The following is a 15,858-nucleotide window of genomic DNA, read 5'->3' on the forward strand; positions in this document are numbered from 1 at the left end:
AAAGGAACCACTATGAAACGCCTTTGCGTCGCATTACTGCTAGCTTCAACTTCTACCTTCTCTTTTGCAGCAGATTCAATGTCTGAGACAAACCAATGCCAAGCAAAAAAATATGATGCGTACATTGATGCATCTTTGAATTGGTATGCCGACCTTGCTGCATTAACCTCTGAACAATATCCAGAGCTAACAGAAGTCAGTGAGTGGTTCCTAGAAGGCCGTAAACACCACTTTGAGCTTAACCGTGCAGCGGTAAACTACTACCTTGTGAACGATTCAAGTAAAGTAGCAACTGAACAACCGGTGGAAGCTTGGCTGCAACTTGAGCAACACGACATTAAAACGTTATCAACACGTGATGATGAACTTGGCAAAATCGCGAAAACAACGTTCGACGACCGCCAATCAACGCCTCATGCTCAAAACTACGAGCTACGTTCTGCGTTTGCAGAGCTGCTTAGTCACCCTAAGCAAATCGACACAGCGCTGCAGCGTTACAATCAGTCGATTAGTAAACTTGAAGCGATTAAGTGTAAATAACCCTTGGTTTAATGCGCTTTTATGAGAAGTTGGATTTCATAATTAAGACGGGACATTGTTCCCGTTTTCGTTTAGATTGTCCCGCTCGCGTCAATATAAAAAAAAATAACTCGCTTGCTATGGTTACGGAACAAAAAACAGCAGATGTTAGCTTCGACAGTCTTTTACGTATCTTCACGGTACCGGAAGGCCCAGATTCAACACTCACTCAAATTGAAGACAAACTTTCACGAAACCTGAATCAATTCTTACGTGAACACATTGTGGCTGAAGAAAAGCCACTGCGTGAAATTGAGAAAGATTTTTCAAATGCTCATATCCCAGAGCAACCTGAGTTTGTTTCTGAACATACTGAGCATCTCCTCGATTCTCTCGTGTCTCATTCGGTTCATACGTCTTCGCCAAGTTTTATTGGTCACATGACGTCTGCCCTGCCGTACTTTCTGATGCCGCTTTCTAAAATCATGATTGCGTTGAATCAGAATCTAGTAAAAATCGAGACTTCCAAAGCTTTCACTCCCCTAGAGCGTCAAGTTCTGGGCATGTTACATCGCCTGATTTATCAAGATAGCGACCAGTTTTATTCTCGTTGGATGCACAGTGCAAACCACTCTTTAGGTGCGTTTTGTTCTGGTGGTACCATCGCGAACATTACCGCGCTGTGGGTTGCACGCAACAATGCCCTAAAAGCCCAAGGTTCGTTCAAAGGTGTGGAAAAAGAAGGCTTGTTTAAAGCCATGAAGCACTACGACTACGAAGGTCTAGCCATCTTAGTCTCTGAACGTGGTCACTACTCTTTGAAAAAAGCCGCAGATGTCCTTGGCATTGGTCAAGAAGGTCTAGTGTCTGTTAAAACGGATAACGACAACCGCATTTGCACTGACGATCTAAGACTCAAAATCGAGCAGCTTAAGCAGAACAAGATTAAGCCTTTCGCCGTGATCGGTGTGGCTGGTACAACCGAAACCGGTAATATCGACCCGTTAAGGGACATTGCAGAGGTGTGTGCCGAAACAGATTGTCATTTCCACGTTGATGCAGCTTGGGGCGGTGCGACCTTGATGTCTAACAATCACCGTCACCTACTTGATGGTATTGAGCTAGCCGATTCAGTCACCATTGACGCACACAAACAGCTTTATATCCCTATGGGTGCGGGCATGGTTCTGTTTAAGAAGCCAGATGCGATGACAGCGATTGAACATCACGCTCAATACATACTTCGTAAAGGCTCAAAAGATTTAGGCAGTCATACTCTTGAAGGCTCTCGTTCAGGCATGGCAATGCTGGTTTACGCCGCAATGCACATCATTAGCCGTCCAGGCTATGAACTACTGATCGATCAGAGCATCAACAAAGCGCGCTACTTCGCCGACCTAATTAAAGATCAGAGCGACTTCGAACTGGTTTCTGAACCTGAGCTTTGCCTACTGACCTATCGCTACGTTCCTGAAGCTGTAAAGGCAGCATTGCTTAAGGCTGATCCTGAACAACGCGTAGAGCTAAATGAACTTCTTAACGAACTCACTAAGCTTATTCAGAAAAAACAGCGTGAAACGGGTAAGTCGTTCGTATCTCGTACTCGCTTAAACCCTGAAGCGTGGGCACATCAGCCAATCATCGTTTTCCGCGTGGTGTTAGCAAACCCACTAACGGGCAATGATATTCTCTCTTCAGTGCTTGAAGAACAGCGTGAGATCTCTAAACTAGCACCTAACTTGATGGGCAAAATCACCAAACTGGTTACGCAAATCAACGCATAGTCATTCAATTTTAGTTGCATCAAATTGAAAATTTCTTTCTTTTTGATGTAACTAAGCTGTCAGTTCATACTCAATTTGCATTCTTTTTGCTCAAACCCTCTTCCAGTTCTGTAGTTTTCTAAAATTTTGTTGAGGTTTGTCATATTCTTAAGCATTCATGCCGTGTTTTTGTATTAGTAAATAGTATGTTGGGTTTATACTGACTCTATGGTGCTAGTTAGCTTGATATCTATTTGATGCAGCAGTATTTACGATACCCAATCTAAGTTTGGTTTTGTACTTATTGATATTTGTTTCAGCCATACCCCCTGGTAAAAGATATTAACTAGCAAGTTGTTCTCTATACCCTTGTGAACACTATGAATACATTAGAAAAAATACAAAAAAACCTGGAAAATTTCAGCAAGTCTGAGCGTAAGGTAGCCGAAGTAATCATGGCTTCCCCTCAAACTGCAATTCATTCTAGCATTGCTACCTTAGCTAAAATGGCTGACGTGAGTGAGCCTACAGTTAACCGCTTCTGTCGTCGTTTAGACACAAAGGGCTTTCCTGACTTCAAACTTCACCTAGCTCAAAGCTTGGCGAACGGTACACCTTACGTGAACCGTAATGTTGAAGAAGATGATGGTCCGGATGCTTATACGCATAAGATTTTCGAATCAACTATGGCTTGTCTAGACGTTGCTAAAAACAGTCTAGATGCGATGCAAGTAAACCGTGCGGTTGACTTGCTGACTCAAGCAAAACGCATTTCATTCTTCGGACTAGGTGCCTCTTCTGCTGTCGCCAAAGACGCTCAAAACAAGTTTATTCGTTTTAATATCCCAATCACGTGTTTCGAAGACATCGTGATGCAGCGAATGAGCTGCATTAACTGCAGTGATAATGACGTTATTGTTCTTATCTCTCACACTGGTCGCACTAAGAGCCAAGTAGAGATTGCAAACCTAGCGCGTGAAAACGGCGCAACGGTTATCGCTATCACAGCAAAAGACTCTCCACTAGATAAAGCAAGTTCGCTTTCTATCTCATTGGATGTACCGGAAGACACAGACGTTTATATGCCAATGGCAAGCCGAGTTGTTCAAATGACGGTTATTGATGTGTTAGCGACAGGCTTTACGCTTCGTCGTGGTTCTGGTTTCAGAGAGAACCTGAAGCGCGTTAAAGAGTCTCTTCGTGATTCACGTTACGAGAAATACTCTCAGTTCTAACCTTCTAGGGTTCGAGAAAAGAGCCTCTAAGGTAAGAACAAAAAGATAGCTATTAAAAAACGGAGCCTAAAAGCTCCGTTTTTATTTGTCTGTTTAAAATAGTTTATATTGATTTATATAGTAGACAGATCGAAGGCCGTTAAATAGTCCAACTGTTGCCTTTCTCTACCACGCTGTTCTCGGACGCATAAGAGTTGATAATGGTAAAGTTAGACTCTACTGCAGATTCTTCAAATTGGTTCATTGAAGCCGCCTCATGATCCCCTTCTCCACAACTGCACTCCTCGCAAACCTGTTTCAGAATATGCACTAGCCTCTCTTGGTTTAACGGCAAAGGGTTTCCTTTGATAGCCACTGACTTGAGCGCATCGGCAGACACCTCATCAAACTGAGCTTCACAGACGCCAAATTCCTGCAAATTGGGTAACTTAAGCGTATCCAGCACTTCAGATAACCAAGAAATCGCCTCTTCTTCTTTTGCTTCGGAGTTACCTATCACTATCTGAGCGATTCGCTGATAACGCGCTAAAATGTCTAATCTTTTCTCTTCTCTCGCAACCGCAATATTTTCCAGCATCACGAACGGAGCTAAGCGCGCGGTAATTACACTGTGAGGCGCTGAAATCTTGCCTCCTAATGCAGAAGCTAAACCATGGGCAGCACCAAGCTTGGCGTTTGTTATCGCCATACCACCAAGCATAGAAGCAAAAGCAAGATCAGAACGTGCTTGAGGCTCGTCATAAACACACGCCCGAACCACAGAACTACTCAACTTGCGCAGCCCTTCTTCACAGATCATATCGGTTAACGGGTTGGGTTCACCACACACGTAGGCTTCCATTAGATGAGTAAATGCATCCATCGCACCTCGTCCAGATAGATACAGATTAGTTCCATGAGTTAGGGTTGGGTCGACAATCGCAACGTCAGCCAGCATGTCTGGGCTTCTAAGGCTTACTTTCACTTGGTCTTGCCCTGATTTCAGCACCGCGTTTTTAGTGACCTCCGCGCCGGTGCTCGCAGTGGTTGGAATAGCAATAAATGGCAGAGGTTTAGTTTTAAGAGGTACATTACGCCCGACGACTTCAACATAGTCGTATAAATTGCCTTGATTAGGTAAAACCGCAGCTAACGCTTTTCCCATATCGATGGCACTGCCTCCACCCATCGCGACTACCATATCTGGCTTAAATCGACGGGCAGAAATAGCGGCCTCTTCGACCATTTTAATATTAGGTTCTCCGGAAACGGCAATGTGTTGATAACGCATACTCTGCGCATCGAGATAGTCAGTAACAACTGAAGTGCGCTCTAATGTATTGCCTGTAACCAATAGCACGCTATAGCCGTATTGATTAAAGAGAGACAATGAAGCGGAAAGTGCTCCATCACCAAAGATGATCTTTGTAGATGTCATAAATTGAAACATGGTGCCTCCTGCGCCTATGACTGAACAAAACTGCGAACTCTTGGTTGTTGGAATTTAATCTTTGTATCGTGCATCAGTATTAAGATGCCTCGTTCTGTATGAGCTTTTTTTGACGAGGTGCAACTTGTCGCATTAAAGATGGATTAAAGTCGTATTCTTAGGGGTAATTCACACTCTTAAATTAAGGGTAATCAATCTAGATACCTATCAGAAATCAACATGGATCCTTTTTGTGACCATTATTTGCTCTGATAGACAAAACCTATTGTATTAAGAGGTAATTCCATCTTTATTTCCCCATGGCATTGAGGCATAGTTGGTTTTAAGAAATTTTGAGTGGCATTCACTAAAGAATAGTTAACATAATCGAGTTAACGAGCCTCATCCCGTATTTAGGAGAAATTAAATGTTTGTAGTTATTTTTGGTCGCCCTGCTTGCCCATTCTGTGTTCGTGCAAAAGAGCATGCTGAAACTCTTAAAGCTAAACGCGATGACTTCAACTACCGTTACGTTGACATCCACGCTGAAGGCATCAGCAAAGCTGACCTAGAAAAGACTGTTGGTAAGCCTGTAGACACAGTGCCACAAATCTTCATCGACCAAGACCACATCGGCGGCTGCACAGAATTTGAAGCATACGCAAAAGAAAACCTAGGTCTTTTCGACTAAGCTAAGATTTCTCTCAAGAGATCCAAGGCTATAGCCTTAAACAACTGACCAATTTATGCGTTGGACTGTACGATTTATAGAAAGCCCGCTCATTGTAGCGGGCTTTTTTTATGACTAGTTTTCATACGGAATAAGAATAAGGTCAAAATCAAGTAAATTAGCAAAATATCGCTTATAATTTATTTATATTTAGATACAATTCACCTCTCAAACTTACCCTGTGTTTCACGCCAATTATTGAGCGACCACTGTGAATATCGACGTTGTTTTTCTGTTAGAACAAAACCCCATTCTCCTCATCTTTGTTGTTTTATCGATTGGATTAGCCATTGGTAAAATTCGTTTCGGTAGTCTCCAACTCGGCAATTCAATCGGTGTTCTGATTACTTCCCTCGTTATGGGACATCTTGGCTTCTCTTTTAATGCAGATGCACTCACCATTGGCTTCATGCTGTTTATTTACTGTGTTGGCATTGAAGCGGGTCCAAACTTCTTCGGTATCTTCTTCAGAGACGGTAAGCACTACCTCATTCTGAGCCTTGTGGTACTTTCTACAGCGATTGCCCTAACCTATTTCAGTAGTCATTACCTTGGTTTAGGCTTTGGCTTGTCTGCCGGCATGATGGCGGGTGCGCTTACAGCAACACCAATTTTGGTAGGCGCACAAGACGCGCTCAACTCAGGCTTAGCAGAAGTACCAAGAAACATGGATTTGAGCCTGATTATCGAAAACCTATCGGTGGGTTACGCGATGGCTTACTTGGTTGGCTTAATCAGCATGATCATGTTCGCTCGCCTGATTCCAAAGCTGCAAAAAGTAAACCTGCACGACTCAGCTGAACAGATTGCTCAAGAACGCGGTTTAGGTGCTTCTGGTCAACGTAAGGTTTACCTTCCTATCATTCGTGCTTATCGTGTGGGACCAGAGCTTATCTCTTGGACTGACGGTAAGAACCTGCGTGAATTGGGTATCTATCGCCAAACAGGTTGTTACATCGAGCGTATTCGTCGTAATGGTATTCTTGCCCACCCAGATGGTGATGCTATTCTGCAAGAAGGCGATGAGATCGCATTGGTTGGTTTCCCAGATAGCCACGCTCGTCTAGACCCAAGCTTCCGTAACGGGAAAGAGGTTTTCGACCGTAACTTACTCGATCTACGCATAGTGGAAGAAGAGATTGTCGTTAAAAGTGACAGTATCGCAGGTAAACGCCTTTCAGACTTAAACCTGTCTGAGTACGGCTGTTTTCTTAACCGCGTAGTACGTGCTCAGATTGAAATGCCGATGGACTTAAACATTGTGCTTTCTAAAGGTGATGTACTGCAAGTGAGTGGCGAAAAGAGCCGTGTCCACGGCCTAGCAGAGAAAATTGGTTTCATCTCAATTCACAGTCAAATGGCAGATTTGATGGCCTTCTGTAGCTTCTTCATTCTGGGTATTTTGTTTGGTTTGATCACCATGACATTCGGTCAGGTTTCATTTGGACTAGGTAACGCAGTTGGCCTGCTTCTATCGGGTATCATGCTGGGCTTCTTACGAGCAAACCACCCTACTTTCGGTTATGTACCTCAGGGTGCGTTGAATATGGTCAAAGACCTCGGCTTGATGTTCTTTATGGTCGGTATCGGATTAAGCGCCGGTGGTAAGATATTCGAGCACTTAACCCAAGTCGGCCCTCAGGTCATTGGTATTGCTCTCGTAGTGAGTGTGCTGCCTGTATTCTTCGCTTACTTGGTTGGTGCTTATGTTTTGAAGATGAACCGAGCGCTGCTGTTTGGTGCAATCATTGGTGCGCGAACCTGTGCTCCAGCAATGGACATCGTAAACGACCACGCTCGCTCAACCATTCCAGCACTAGGTTATGCGGGTACTTACGCGATAGCCAATATATTGATGACCCTAGCAGGTACTTTCATCATCATAATTAGCTAGCGCCTACTGCATTAAAAGCAGCCAAGCTTAGATATTTCGAATGCACTAATTCATCTTTGGATTAGTGCATTTTTTGTTAGTTCTTCTCTTCCGCTTGCTCTTAAATCTCTTCGCATCCCGATACTCGCATCTCGTATCTGCTCTTAAATTTCTTCGTATCTCGCTTCTCGTATCCCGTATCCGCTCTTCAAACTCTTCGAATACCGCCACTCGTATTCTGCATCTGCTCTTAATTTCTTCACTCAAATAACAGACAAAAAAATAGGCGCTCAATGAGCGCCTATTTCATTTTGATTCGATTGTTTGAGTTAGATGTCAGCTACATCAAATTCAACAGCTGGGTTAACCTCAGCTTCGTAATCAACACCTTCAACACCGAAACCGAATAGCTTCAAGAACTCTTCTTTGTACTCTACGTAGTCAGTCAGTTCTTTTAGGTTCTCAGTTGTGATTTGAGGCCATAGGTTACGACAATGCTCTTGAATGTCGTCACGAAGTTCTAGGTCGTCTAGACGTAGACGGTTCACTTCATCGACTTCTGCTGCGCTGCCATCTTCTTTGTATAGACGTTGGCTGAACATACGGAAGATCTGTTCCATACAACCTTCATGAATACCTTCTTCACGCATCTTCTTGAACACCATAGCGATGTAAAGAGGCATAACAGGGATTGCAGAGCTTGCTTGAGTCACAACAGACTTAAGAACAGCAACGTTTGCAGTACCGCCAGTTTGACCTAGTTTCTCGTTAAGCGCTGACGCTGCACGGTCTAGATCCATCTTAGCTTTACCTAACGCGCCATCCCAGTAGATTGGCCACGTTAGCTCTGTACCGATGTAGCTGTAAGCAACTGTCTTACAACCATCAGCTAGAACACCGGCTTCAGATAGAGCGTTGATCCAAAGTTCCCAATCTTCACCGCCCATTACAGTAACAGTGTCTTTGATCTCTTCTTCAGATGCAGGCTCAACACTTGCTTCGATGATCATGTCTTTGTTTGTATCAACAGCTGTTGATGTGTACGTTTCACCGATAGGTTTCAGAGCTGAACGAATAACTTCGCCAGTCTCTGGCATTTTACGCACTGGAGACGCCAGTGAGTACACAACCATATCGATTTGACCTAGATCTTCTTTGATCAGGTCAATCGTTTTCTGTTTCGCTTCGTTAGAGAAAGCATCGCCGTTCAGGCTTTTTGAATACAGGCCTTCTTCTTTAGCTAGCTTGTCGAACGCTGCTGAGTTGTAAAAACCAGCTGTGCCCGGCTTTTTCTCAGTACCGGCTTTCTCGAAGAAAACACCGATAGTTGAAGCGCCGCCACCAAATGCAGCCGCAATACGTGAAGACAAGCCGTAGCCACTTGAAGAGCCAACAACTAGTACACGTTTAGGTGCGTTTGCGATTGGGCCTTGAGCTTTTGTGTAAGCAATTTGTTCTTTTACATTAGCTTCACAACCGACTGGATGTGTTGTAGTACAGATGAATCCGCGAATTCGAGGTTTGATGATCATATTCAACTTCCTTAAAAAATCAGGTTAAGGATAAAAGTTTCGTACGCAAATGGCATCTAATTTCTGTAAAAATGTGGTGAAAATGCAAGTGGTTGGAGCACTCAGCGAATATTTGCTGACTAAGTCACCATTTGTTAACGCGTCTATTGCGACTTCTACGACAAAAACAAAAAAGGCACCTTATTAGGTGCCTTTTATCATTTCTTTATCTAAGCAACGCTATTTAGCTTAGGTTTTAACTCTTTTCGCGTCAAAGTTTCACTGAAGTCATGACTAAAGTGATCAACTTGAATCGCTGCGTAGCGTAGTTTGTCTGCTGCAATGATTTGGTCAACTTCATCTTGAGTAAGAACATCTGCCGCCAGAGCTTGAGCAAGTTTATCTTGCAATAAGCCTTTACGAGCTACTTTGCCCTCTTTCACTGCTTTGAAGATCTTACGTTCAAGAGGCTTAATGCTGTACATCGCATTGAACGCATTCTCCATTAGGCCAACGCTATCCTCTTCTTCTTTACCGATGTAGCAAAGGTGAGTCAGACGTTCACGGTGTGCACCCGGAGTCATCAAGCTTTCCGCCAGTTGTACCGTTAGGTTGTCACTTGGTTTTTCAAAGTGGTTACCTACAGGGAACACTAGACCTTTAAGTACTTTACCAACCATCTTGTTCGGGAAATTTCTGTACGCTTCTTGTAGCGATTTCGCCGCGTTATGGAAACAGTGTTGAACCGCGTAGTGTACGTAGTCTAGGTCAGCTTGTTGACGACCTTCGTCTTCATACTTTTTAAGTGCAGCAGAAGCCATGTAAAGGTAACTTAGACCATCACCTAAACGTGCAGAGATAAGCTCTTTACGTTTCAGTTCGCCACCTAGCGTCAGCATTGCGAAATCCGCACTTACTGCAAGCGCACGGCTCAAACGAGTCAGGTCTTGGTAGTACGGCTTTGTTGGACCGCTCATATCGGCTTTAATGAACTTAGAGCCAGTCAGTGCTGCGCCAAACGCGCCGAACGTGTTCTTAGTCGCGTGACCAATATGCTTGAACAACAAATTATCGAAGTCCTTCGCACCTTGCTTCTCGTCTGGGTTTGCAGCCGCTTCCATCTCGCTTAGTACGTATGGGTGACAGCGTGTCGCACCTTGCCCGAAGATCATCAGGTTACGAGTTAAGATGTTCGCACCTTCTACTGTGATAGCAACTGGAATACCTAGGTAAGGCGCAGCCAAGTAGTTCATTGGACCATCTTGAATTGCACGACCTGAGTGGATATCCATTGAGTCATTCAGAATAGTACGCGCCATCTCTGTCATATGATATTTCGCGATAGCCGTTACGATACCCGGCTTCTCCTTCATATCAAGTGAAGTAGTTGTCAGTGTACGAGTTGCTTCTAGTAGATATGTTAAGCCACCAATACGGCCTAAACTCTCTGCAACACCTTCAAATTTACCAATCGACATGCCAAACTGCTTACGAACATAAGCATACGCGCCAGTTGTTTTCGCAGTTAGGTGACCCATCGCTGTACCTAGGGCTGGTAGTGAAATACCACGACCTGCAGACAGACACTCCACCAGCATACGCCAGCCTTTACCTGCGTAATCTGCACCGCCAATTAGCCATTCCATAGGGATGAATACATCATGACCGCGTGTCGGACCATTCATGAATGCAAGGCCAAGTGGATCATGACGCTCACCAATCACAACACCTTCGTGGTCAGCAGGGATTAGCGCACAAGTGATGCCGATGTCTTCTTTGTCGCCAAGTAGTTTCTCAGGATCGTGCAGTTTGAAAGCCAAACCAAGTACCGTCGCCACTGGCGCTAGCGTGATGTAACGCTTGTTCCAGCTCAGCTTAATACCTAGCGTCTCTTTACCTTCATGAATACCCATACATACTGTACCAACATCAGGAATACCGCCTGCATCAGAACCCGCTTCTGGGCCTGTAAGTGCGAAACATGGGATATCGGTACCGTCAGCAAGACGAGGTAGCCAGTAGTCTTTTTGATCTTGAGTTCCGTAGTGAGAAAGCAGCTCACCAGGACCAAGAGAGTTTGGAACCATTACTGAAACCGCAGTACTGATACTACGCGTCGCAATCTTAGTTACGATAGTTGAGTTAGCGTGTGCTGAGAATTCACGACCGCCGTACTCTTTCGCAATAATAAGAGAAAAGAAACGCTCTTTACGTAAGAAGTTCCACACTTCTTCAGGAAGGTCTCGGTCTTCTTTTACAATTTGGTGGTCATCAAGCATAGCCAGCAAAGTTTCAAGCTCATTATCCATGAACGATTGCTCTTCTGCTGTCAGCTGAGGTTTAGGGTATTGGTGCAGCTTAGTGAAATCTGGTTTGCCAGAAAACAGCTCTCCGTCCCACCACACGCTACCTGCTTCCATCGCTTCTTTCTCGGTGCTAGATAGTGGTGGTAGTACTTTTTTAAAGAGTTTAAAAGCTGGGTCACTTACCCATTTTTGTCTTAGAGAGCTCATAGTTCAGATCCTTTTGTTCACTATATTGGTTGTGAATGTTTCGCTTTTTATTGTTTTATTCTTCTGCTGACATGCCAGCGGCTAAATATGGAATAAGAATATCGACCACTGCCTTAGCATCTATCTTTCTGTCATAGTCATTCTCTGCAATTTCTACCAGAGCCTGACTTGATGCCATGGTGAATACACAAGTCCCTAGGGTGAAGTGTAATCGCCAAAATAACTGTTCTTGAGTGAGGTTCGGATTCGCCTTCATTACTGACGTTGTAAACAAAGAAAGTACTTCGCTATAACGGGTAGTAATGAACCAACGCAAGTGTCCTTGCACATCCGTATAGCCTCTGCCGATAAGTAACATGAACCGGCTTGTACCATTTGGCCTAACATCATTAAGTGCTCTTAGTGGCTGTCTCAAAGACTCAAACACGTCACTCATAGAATACGTTTCGTTCAAGTTTAAGTTCACTAATGCATCTTGCAGTGCTGGCATAAATGCTTCTAAGTAACGATTGAGTACCGCACGAACCAGAGTCTTCTTATCGCCAAAGTGATAGTTCACTGAAGCTAAGTTGACATTCGCTTTACTCGTAATCGTGCGTAAAGAGGTGTCATTAAAACCGTGCTCAGCAAATAAGCCTTCAGCCACATCTAAGATTTTGTCTTTGGTTGTACTTCTTGGTGCCATTTCAATCACTCGTATTAAACAACTGTTTGAAATATACGCTTAGTACATTTATTTAACAAGCAAGCAACATCACATTTTCACAAATTGGTCGTACCAGTTAGTAAAACTCAGCACTAACCGATTGAATCGCTGTGTGTTTACAAAAAAAGAAAAAAATAATGAATTTTCTTGGAACTGAAATGGAAATGGAGGGTCATAAATTAGGTAGAAAACAGCGTATTTAGAAGTTTAACAGGCCGTCAAACTTGTTCTTCTCACTGCTTTCTTAATTACTGCATTTTCCTTATTAACTCCTATACTTGTATCCGCCCAAACCACGTTGGTTTGGGCTTTTTTTTGTGTGTTATTCCGATACCTTTTCTTTGGCTGGTATTCGATACAAAAAAGCCCCCGAAAAATCGAGGGCTTTGCTTACATTGAGTGCTAGAACCTTTCACTTTATCTAATTAAGCTGCGTCATTTTTTATCAGCTCTCCCAGCACTGCTAGGTCATTACCTAGATCAACCGAACCACCCAGTTCAGTCGCAATCCCCTCAACAACGATAGTTTGAACATCATCCCCTCCATTGATTGGAATGGACAACGCGATATCTTCTCCGTCGACAGAGACCTCTATCGCATCAAGTAACTCTGCCATTTGAGTCTCGTCTTGAGGATCTTCGACCAAATCATTGAGATCAATCAGGTCCCCAGAACCAGCAGTATAAAGCTCGAAATCTTTAATAATATCAGTACCGTTGTCGAGCGCGGAGTCTAGCCAAGTGAAGATATTATCTCCGCTATCTCCAATCAGCAGATCGTTACCTGACTGTGCATACAAGGGTTCATTACTCGCCGCACTAACAACGTTATATTGCTGCGGATCTTCGATATCTATAGTGACTGTCTCTACCGTGCTTTCTGCACCATTAGAATCGACTGCGACGTAATCAAACTGCGGGTCTTCGGTTACTGCCTCGTTACCTTGGACATAGCGTAACTCCCAACTGCCCCCTGTCGATGACAGCTCCATCCCAACAATCGGGTTGTCTGGTGAAGAATAACTAAAATCATACAGAATTTGGCTATTCCCCGTATCCCCTGGATCTTTTTGATATTGCTCCGTCTGAGTCGTGCCATCAGCAAAGGTATAGAGCACTTCAACATAAACATTACTATCAGTGTTAAATGAACCACCCAAACCATCTAAACCAAAATCAACAACCTCTAATGGATTATTAGTAAAGTCGAGGACCAAGGTCTCCTGGCTGTTCATACCTCTACCATCAGTATCACCAATACCAAAACCAACATGAGATTGTTCGCCTTGATACTGTTTCAACGGTTTATCATTGTTATCTTCGATCGTTACTGTAATCGTATTACCGTTATCTAGCGTAATAAGTCTCTCTGTTGGTGAAACTTCTTCCCCCCAATTATAGAAACCATCAACAAGATCTGGCATATCCTCAGGATCACCACTGAAGCCCATTTCAAACATCTCTCCAGGTCCAGCAACAAAACTGATATTGTTCGGAACAAACAACACACCGTTATCAACATCAGACTGAACGATTTCTCTCGTGACGCCATTTTCGTCGGTATACAAAAGGCTGCCGTTGGTTGGCAAGCTTTCTATCCTAATATTAAGTGGAATGTCATCATGGTCATCTTCTATATCTGAGATGTAATCAGGCATACCACCATCTTCAGAATCGAAAAGGATTGGTATGACCGCGTCCTCATCATTGACGACCGTAAAGCTCGTCGCTTCAGGTGCATCATTGACACCATTGATTGTTATCTCGATAACATGTTCAACACCATCGATAGCGGTTACGACATATCGCTCTATAACTACGTCATCATCGTTCAAGTATTGAACCGCATCGTTATCAACGACATAACTCCATGCCCCCTCCGGAGTAATCGTTAACATACCCAGAGCAAGAGCATAAGTAGACCCAATCGGGGTAAACACACCATTAGGTTTAAAGGCTGGCATGTCACTCGTGTCGACATCAGTAATCGTTAAAGTACCTGAAGCTGAAAGTTCGTTGGTATCAGGATCAACATCGACATCTTCCGTCACCTCACCCATATCAGAGTCACCTTCACCAACGGTGATCTCAGACGGATCATCGGCACCGTTAATGGTGATGGTCACTTCACTGGTGGTTCCGTCTATAGCAGTAACCGTGTAAACCTCGGTAACGAACTCATCGTCATCAAGATATTGCACATCATCGTTGTCTACGACATACGTCCATGCTCCATCATCGGTTATGGTCAACATACCCAATGCGGTCTCATTGGTCGAACCTTCCGGATTAAACGTACCATTAGGTTGAAAAGCAGCGACATCGTTAGCATCGACATCAGTTATTGTCAGTGTTCCCGTCGCCATCAAGTCATTACTCTCAGGATCAACATCGACATCTTCCGTCACCTCACCCATGTCAGAATCACCTTCACCAACGGTTATCTCAGATGGATCATCGGCACCGTTGATGGTGATGGTCACTTCGCTCGTGGTACCGTCACTTGCTGTCACGGTATAAACCTCGGTTACGAACTCATCGTCATCCAAGTACTGAACATCATCGTTGTTAACTACGTAAGTCCACGCACCGTCGGGGTCGATGCTCAATATGCCTAGCTGTGAGTCGTTTGTTGAACCTACGAGGTTAAACTCACCATCAGCTGAAAAGGTGGGAGTGTCGCTGTCTACATCTGTAATCACGATCTGCCCAGACGTCACCAATTGATTGGTGATGTCATCTACATCGATGTCCTCGGTCACACTGCCTGAGTCATCAGTGGCTACAGCCGCATCATCAGTACCGATTATCGTTACAGTGATGACTTGTTCGCCTCCATCGGAGGTTTGTACTGTTGTCGTGTCTTGAATTTGTTCGCCATCGGCAAGCTCATCATAAGGACTGTTGGCCACGAAAGTCCAAGTACCATCTTCGTTTACAACAAAGGTACCGAGATCATTATCTCCAACAACCTCTTTGCCAATAAAGGTAACGTCCGGATCATCGCTGATTAAGGCGCCGCCGGTCTCAATTGGTTCATCCTGCTCAAACTCAATAGCGTTAGTGTCACCTGAAATAAGCGCAAAAGCGATGATATCAAAAAGAGCAATACTTTGAGTTTCTGACAATCCTTGAGACTCAAACCCTTCAGTTTCAAAATTCGTGGCGGCTTGAGTTTCAGCTCCAGTACGTTCAATCCTACCGCTGTTGGTCAAACTCGAGCCTTCTTCACCAGCAGCAGTATCAAACTCATCTCCTAGTTCTGTTGGATCAAATCCTTCTTCAATAGCACGCTGAACTTGAGCGATCGCATCATCAGTGTCTAGCACATTTTGTTGGCCCTGGTTATCTACAAAACGTGCAGAAACACTTGGCACACTCTCTTCACTAGTATCAAAACTGATAATTACGTCGCTAGCGGATGGTTGTTCGCCCGGAGACAAACGTCTAACTTGACCTTGAGCGTCGAGCACTACACTCCCGCTAACAAGGCCTAGTATATTTAGGTTGATGTTTCCCATATCCATATTCCCACTTCATACCCAGAACACACCAAACGCGGATTCAATCCCACTCTGCGCTGTGGCTATTTCCTACAAT

The 15,858-nt window shown here is 44.1% G+C and carries 10 protein-coding genes; 5 read left to right on the plus strand and 5 right to left on the minus strand.

Annotation, left to right across the window (positions count from 1 at the left end; all coding sequences use genetic code 11):
- Window positions 1-12 precede the first annotated feature (12 nt).
- The 3 genes from BCV39_RS12975 to BCV39_RS12985 all read left to right on the plus strand — a co-directional run bounded on the left by BCV39_RS12975 (window position 13) and on the right by BCV39_RS12985 (window position 3,517).
- A complete protein-coding gene (locus BCV39_RS12975; RefSeq protein WP_048658401.1) occupies window positions 13-540 on the plus strand; it encodes a hypothetical protein in 528 nt (175 codons plus the stop codon).
- A 119-nt stretch (window positions 541-659) separates the two neighbouring features.
- On the plus strand, window positions 660-2,303 hold the full coding sequence (gene panP, locus BCV39_RS12980; RefSeq protein WP_102432754.1) for a pyridoxal-dependent aspartate 1-decarboxylase PanP: 1,644 nt from the start codon (window positions 660-662) through the stop codon (window positions 2,301-2,303).
- A gap of 359 nt (window positions 2,304-2,662) precedes the next feature.
- Window positions 2,663-3,517, plus strand: coding sequence for a MurR/RpiR family transcriptional regulator (locus BCV39_RS12985; protein WP_004734686.1), 855 nt, complete (start codon window positions 2,663-2,665; stop codon window positions 3,515-3,517).
- Between the two features lie 139 nt (window positions 3,518-3,656).
- Here the strand turns inward: BCV39_RS12985 and BCV39_RS12990 are convergent, their stop codons facing one another.
- Window positions 3,657-4,946, minus strand: coding sequence for an iron-containing alcohol dehydrogenase (locus BCV39_RS12990; RefSeq protein WP_102432755.1), 1,290 nt, complete (start codon window positions 4,944-4,946; stop codon window positions 3,657-3,659).
- Between the two features lie 406 nt (window positions 4,947-5,352).
- On the opposite strand from BCV39_RS12990, the gene BCV39_RS12995 reads away from it, so the two are divergent.
- On the plus strand, window positions 5,353-5,616 hold the full coding sequence (locus BCV39_RS12995; RefSeq protein WP_009847069.1) for a GrxA family glutaredoxin: 264 nt from the start codon (window positions 5,353-5,355) through the stop codon (window positions 5,614-5,616).
- A gap of 250 nt (window positions 5,617-5,866) precedes the next feature.
- The gene (locus BCV39_RS13000) at window positions 5,867-7,549 is read left to right on the plus strand and encodes an aspartate:alanine antiporter (RefSeq protein WP_017630384.1); all 1,683 of its coding nucleotides are present in this window, start codon (window positions 5,867-5,869) and stop codon (window positions 7,547-7,549) included.
- Window positions 7,550-7,857: 308 nt separating this feature from the next.
- Here the strand turns inward: BCV39_RS13000 and fabV are convergent, their stop codons facing one another.
- The 4 genes from fabV to BCV39_RS13020 all read right to left on the minus strand — a co-directional run bounded on the left by fabV (window position 7,858) and on the right by BCV39_RS13020 (window position 15,779).
- Window positions 7,858-9,060, minus strand: coding sequence for an enoyl-ACP reductase FabV (fabV, locus tag BCV39_RS13005; protein ID WP_081228717.1), 1,203 nt, complete (start codon window positions 9,058-9,060; stop codon window positions 7,858-7,860).
- A 209-nt stretch (window positions 9,061-9,269) separates the two neighbouring features.
- Complete coding sequence (locus BCV39_RS13010) at window positions 9,270-11,552, minus strand: acyl-CoA dehydrogenase (protein ID WP_102432756.1); 2,283 nt, start codon at window positions 11,550-11,552, stop codon at window positions 9,270-9,272.
- 55 nt (window positions 11,553-11,607) lie between these two features.
- Window positions 11,608-12,237: a TetR/AcrR family transcriptional regulator gene (locus BCV39_RS13015; protein WP_017065403.1), complete on the minus strand. Its 630-nt coding sequence runs from the start codon at window positions 12,235-12,237 to the stop codon at window positions 11,608-11,610.
- Between the two features lie 446 nt (window positions 12,238-12,683).
- Complete coding sequence (locus tag BCV39_RS13020; RefSeq protein WP_102432764.1) at window positions 12,684-15,779, minus strand: VCBS domain-containing protein; 3,096 nt, start codon at window positions 15,777-15,779, stop codon at window positions 12,684-12,686.
- Window positions 15,780-15,858 lie beyond the last annotated feature (79 nt).

The organism is Vibrio sp. 10N.286.55.E10 (assembly GCF_002872555.1).
Taxonomy (GTDB): Bacteria; Pseudomonadota; Gammaproteobacteria; order Enterobacterales; family Vibrionaceae; genus Vibrio; species Vibrio crassostreae.

Excerpts from the sequence above, each read along its gene's own strand:
- BCV39_RS13010 (WP_102432756.1), bottom strand. The coding sequence starts at position 11,552 with ATGAGCTCTCTAAGACAAAAATGGGTAAGTGACCCAGCTTTTAAACTC.
- panP (WP_102432754.1), top strand. The coding sequence starts at position 660 with ATGGTTACGGAACAAAAAACAGCAGATGTTAGCTTCGACAGTCTTTTA.
- BCV39_RS13020 (WP_102432764.1), bottom strand. The coding sequence starts at position 15,779 with ATGGGAAACATCAACCTAAATATACTAGGCCTTGTTAGCGGGAGTGTA.
- BCV39_RS12990 (WP_102432755.1), bottom strand. The coding sequence starts at position 4,946 with ATGTTTCAATTTATGACATCTACAAAGATCATCTTTGGTGATGGAGCA.
- BCV39_RS12995 (WP_009847069.1), top strand. The coding sequence starts at position 5,353 with ATGTTTGTAGTTATTTTTGGTCGCCCTGCTTGCCCATTCTGTGTTCGT.
- fabV (WP_081228717.1), bottom strand. The coding sequence starts at position 9,060 with ATGATCATCAAACCTCGAATTCGCGGATTCATCTGTACTACAACACAT.
- BCV39_RS13015 (WP_017065403.1), bottom strand. The coding sequence starts at position 12,237 with ATGGCACCAAGAAGTACAACCAAAGACAAAATCTTAGATGTGGCTGAA.
- BCV39_RS12975 (WP_048658401.1), top strand. The coding sequence starts at position 13 with ATGAAACGCCTTTGCGTCGCATTACTGCTAGCTTCAACTTCTACCTTC.
- BCV39_RS12985 (WP_004734686.1), top strand. The coding sequence starts at position 2,663 with ATGAATACATTAGAAAAAATACAAAAAAACCTGGAAAATTTCAGCAAG.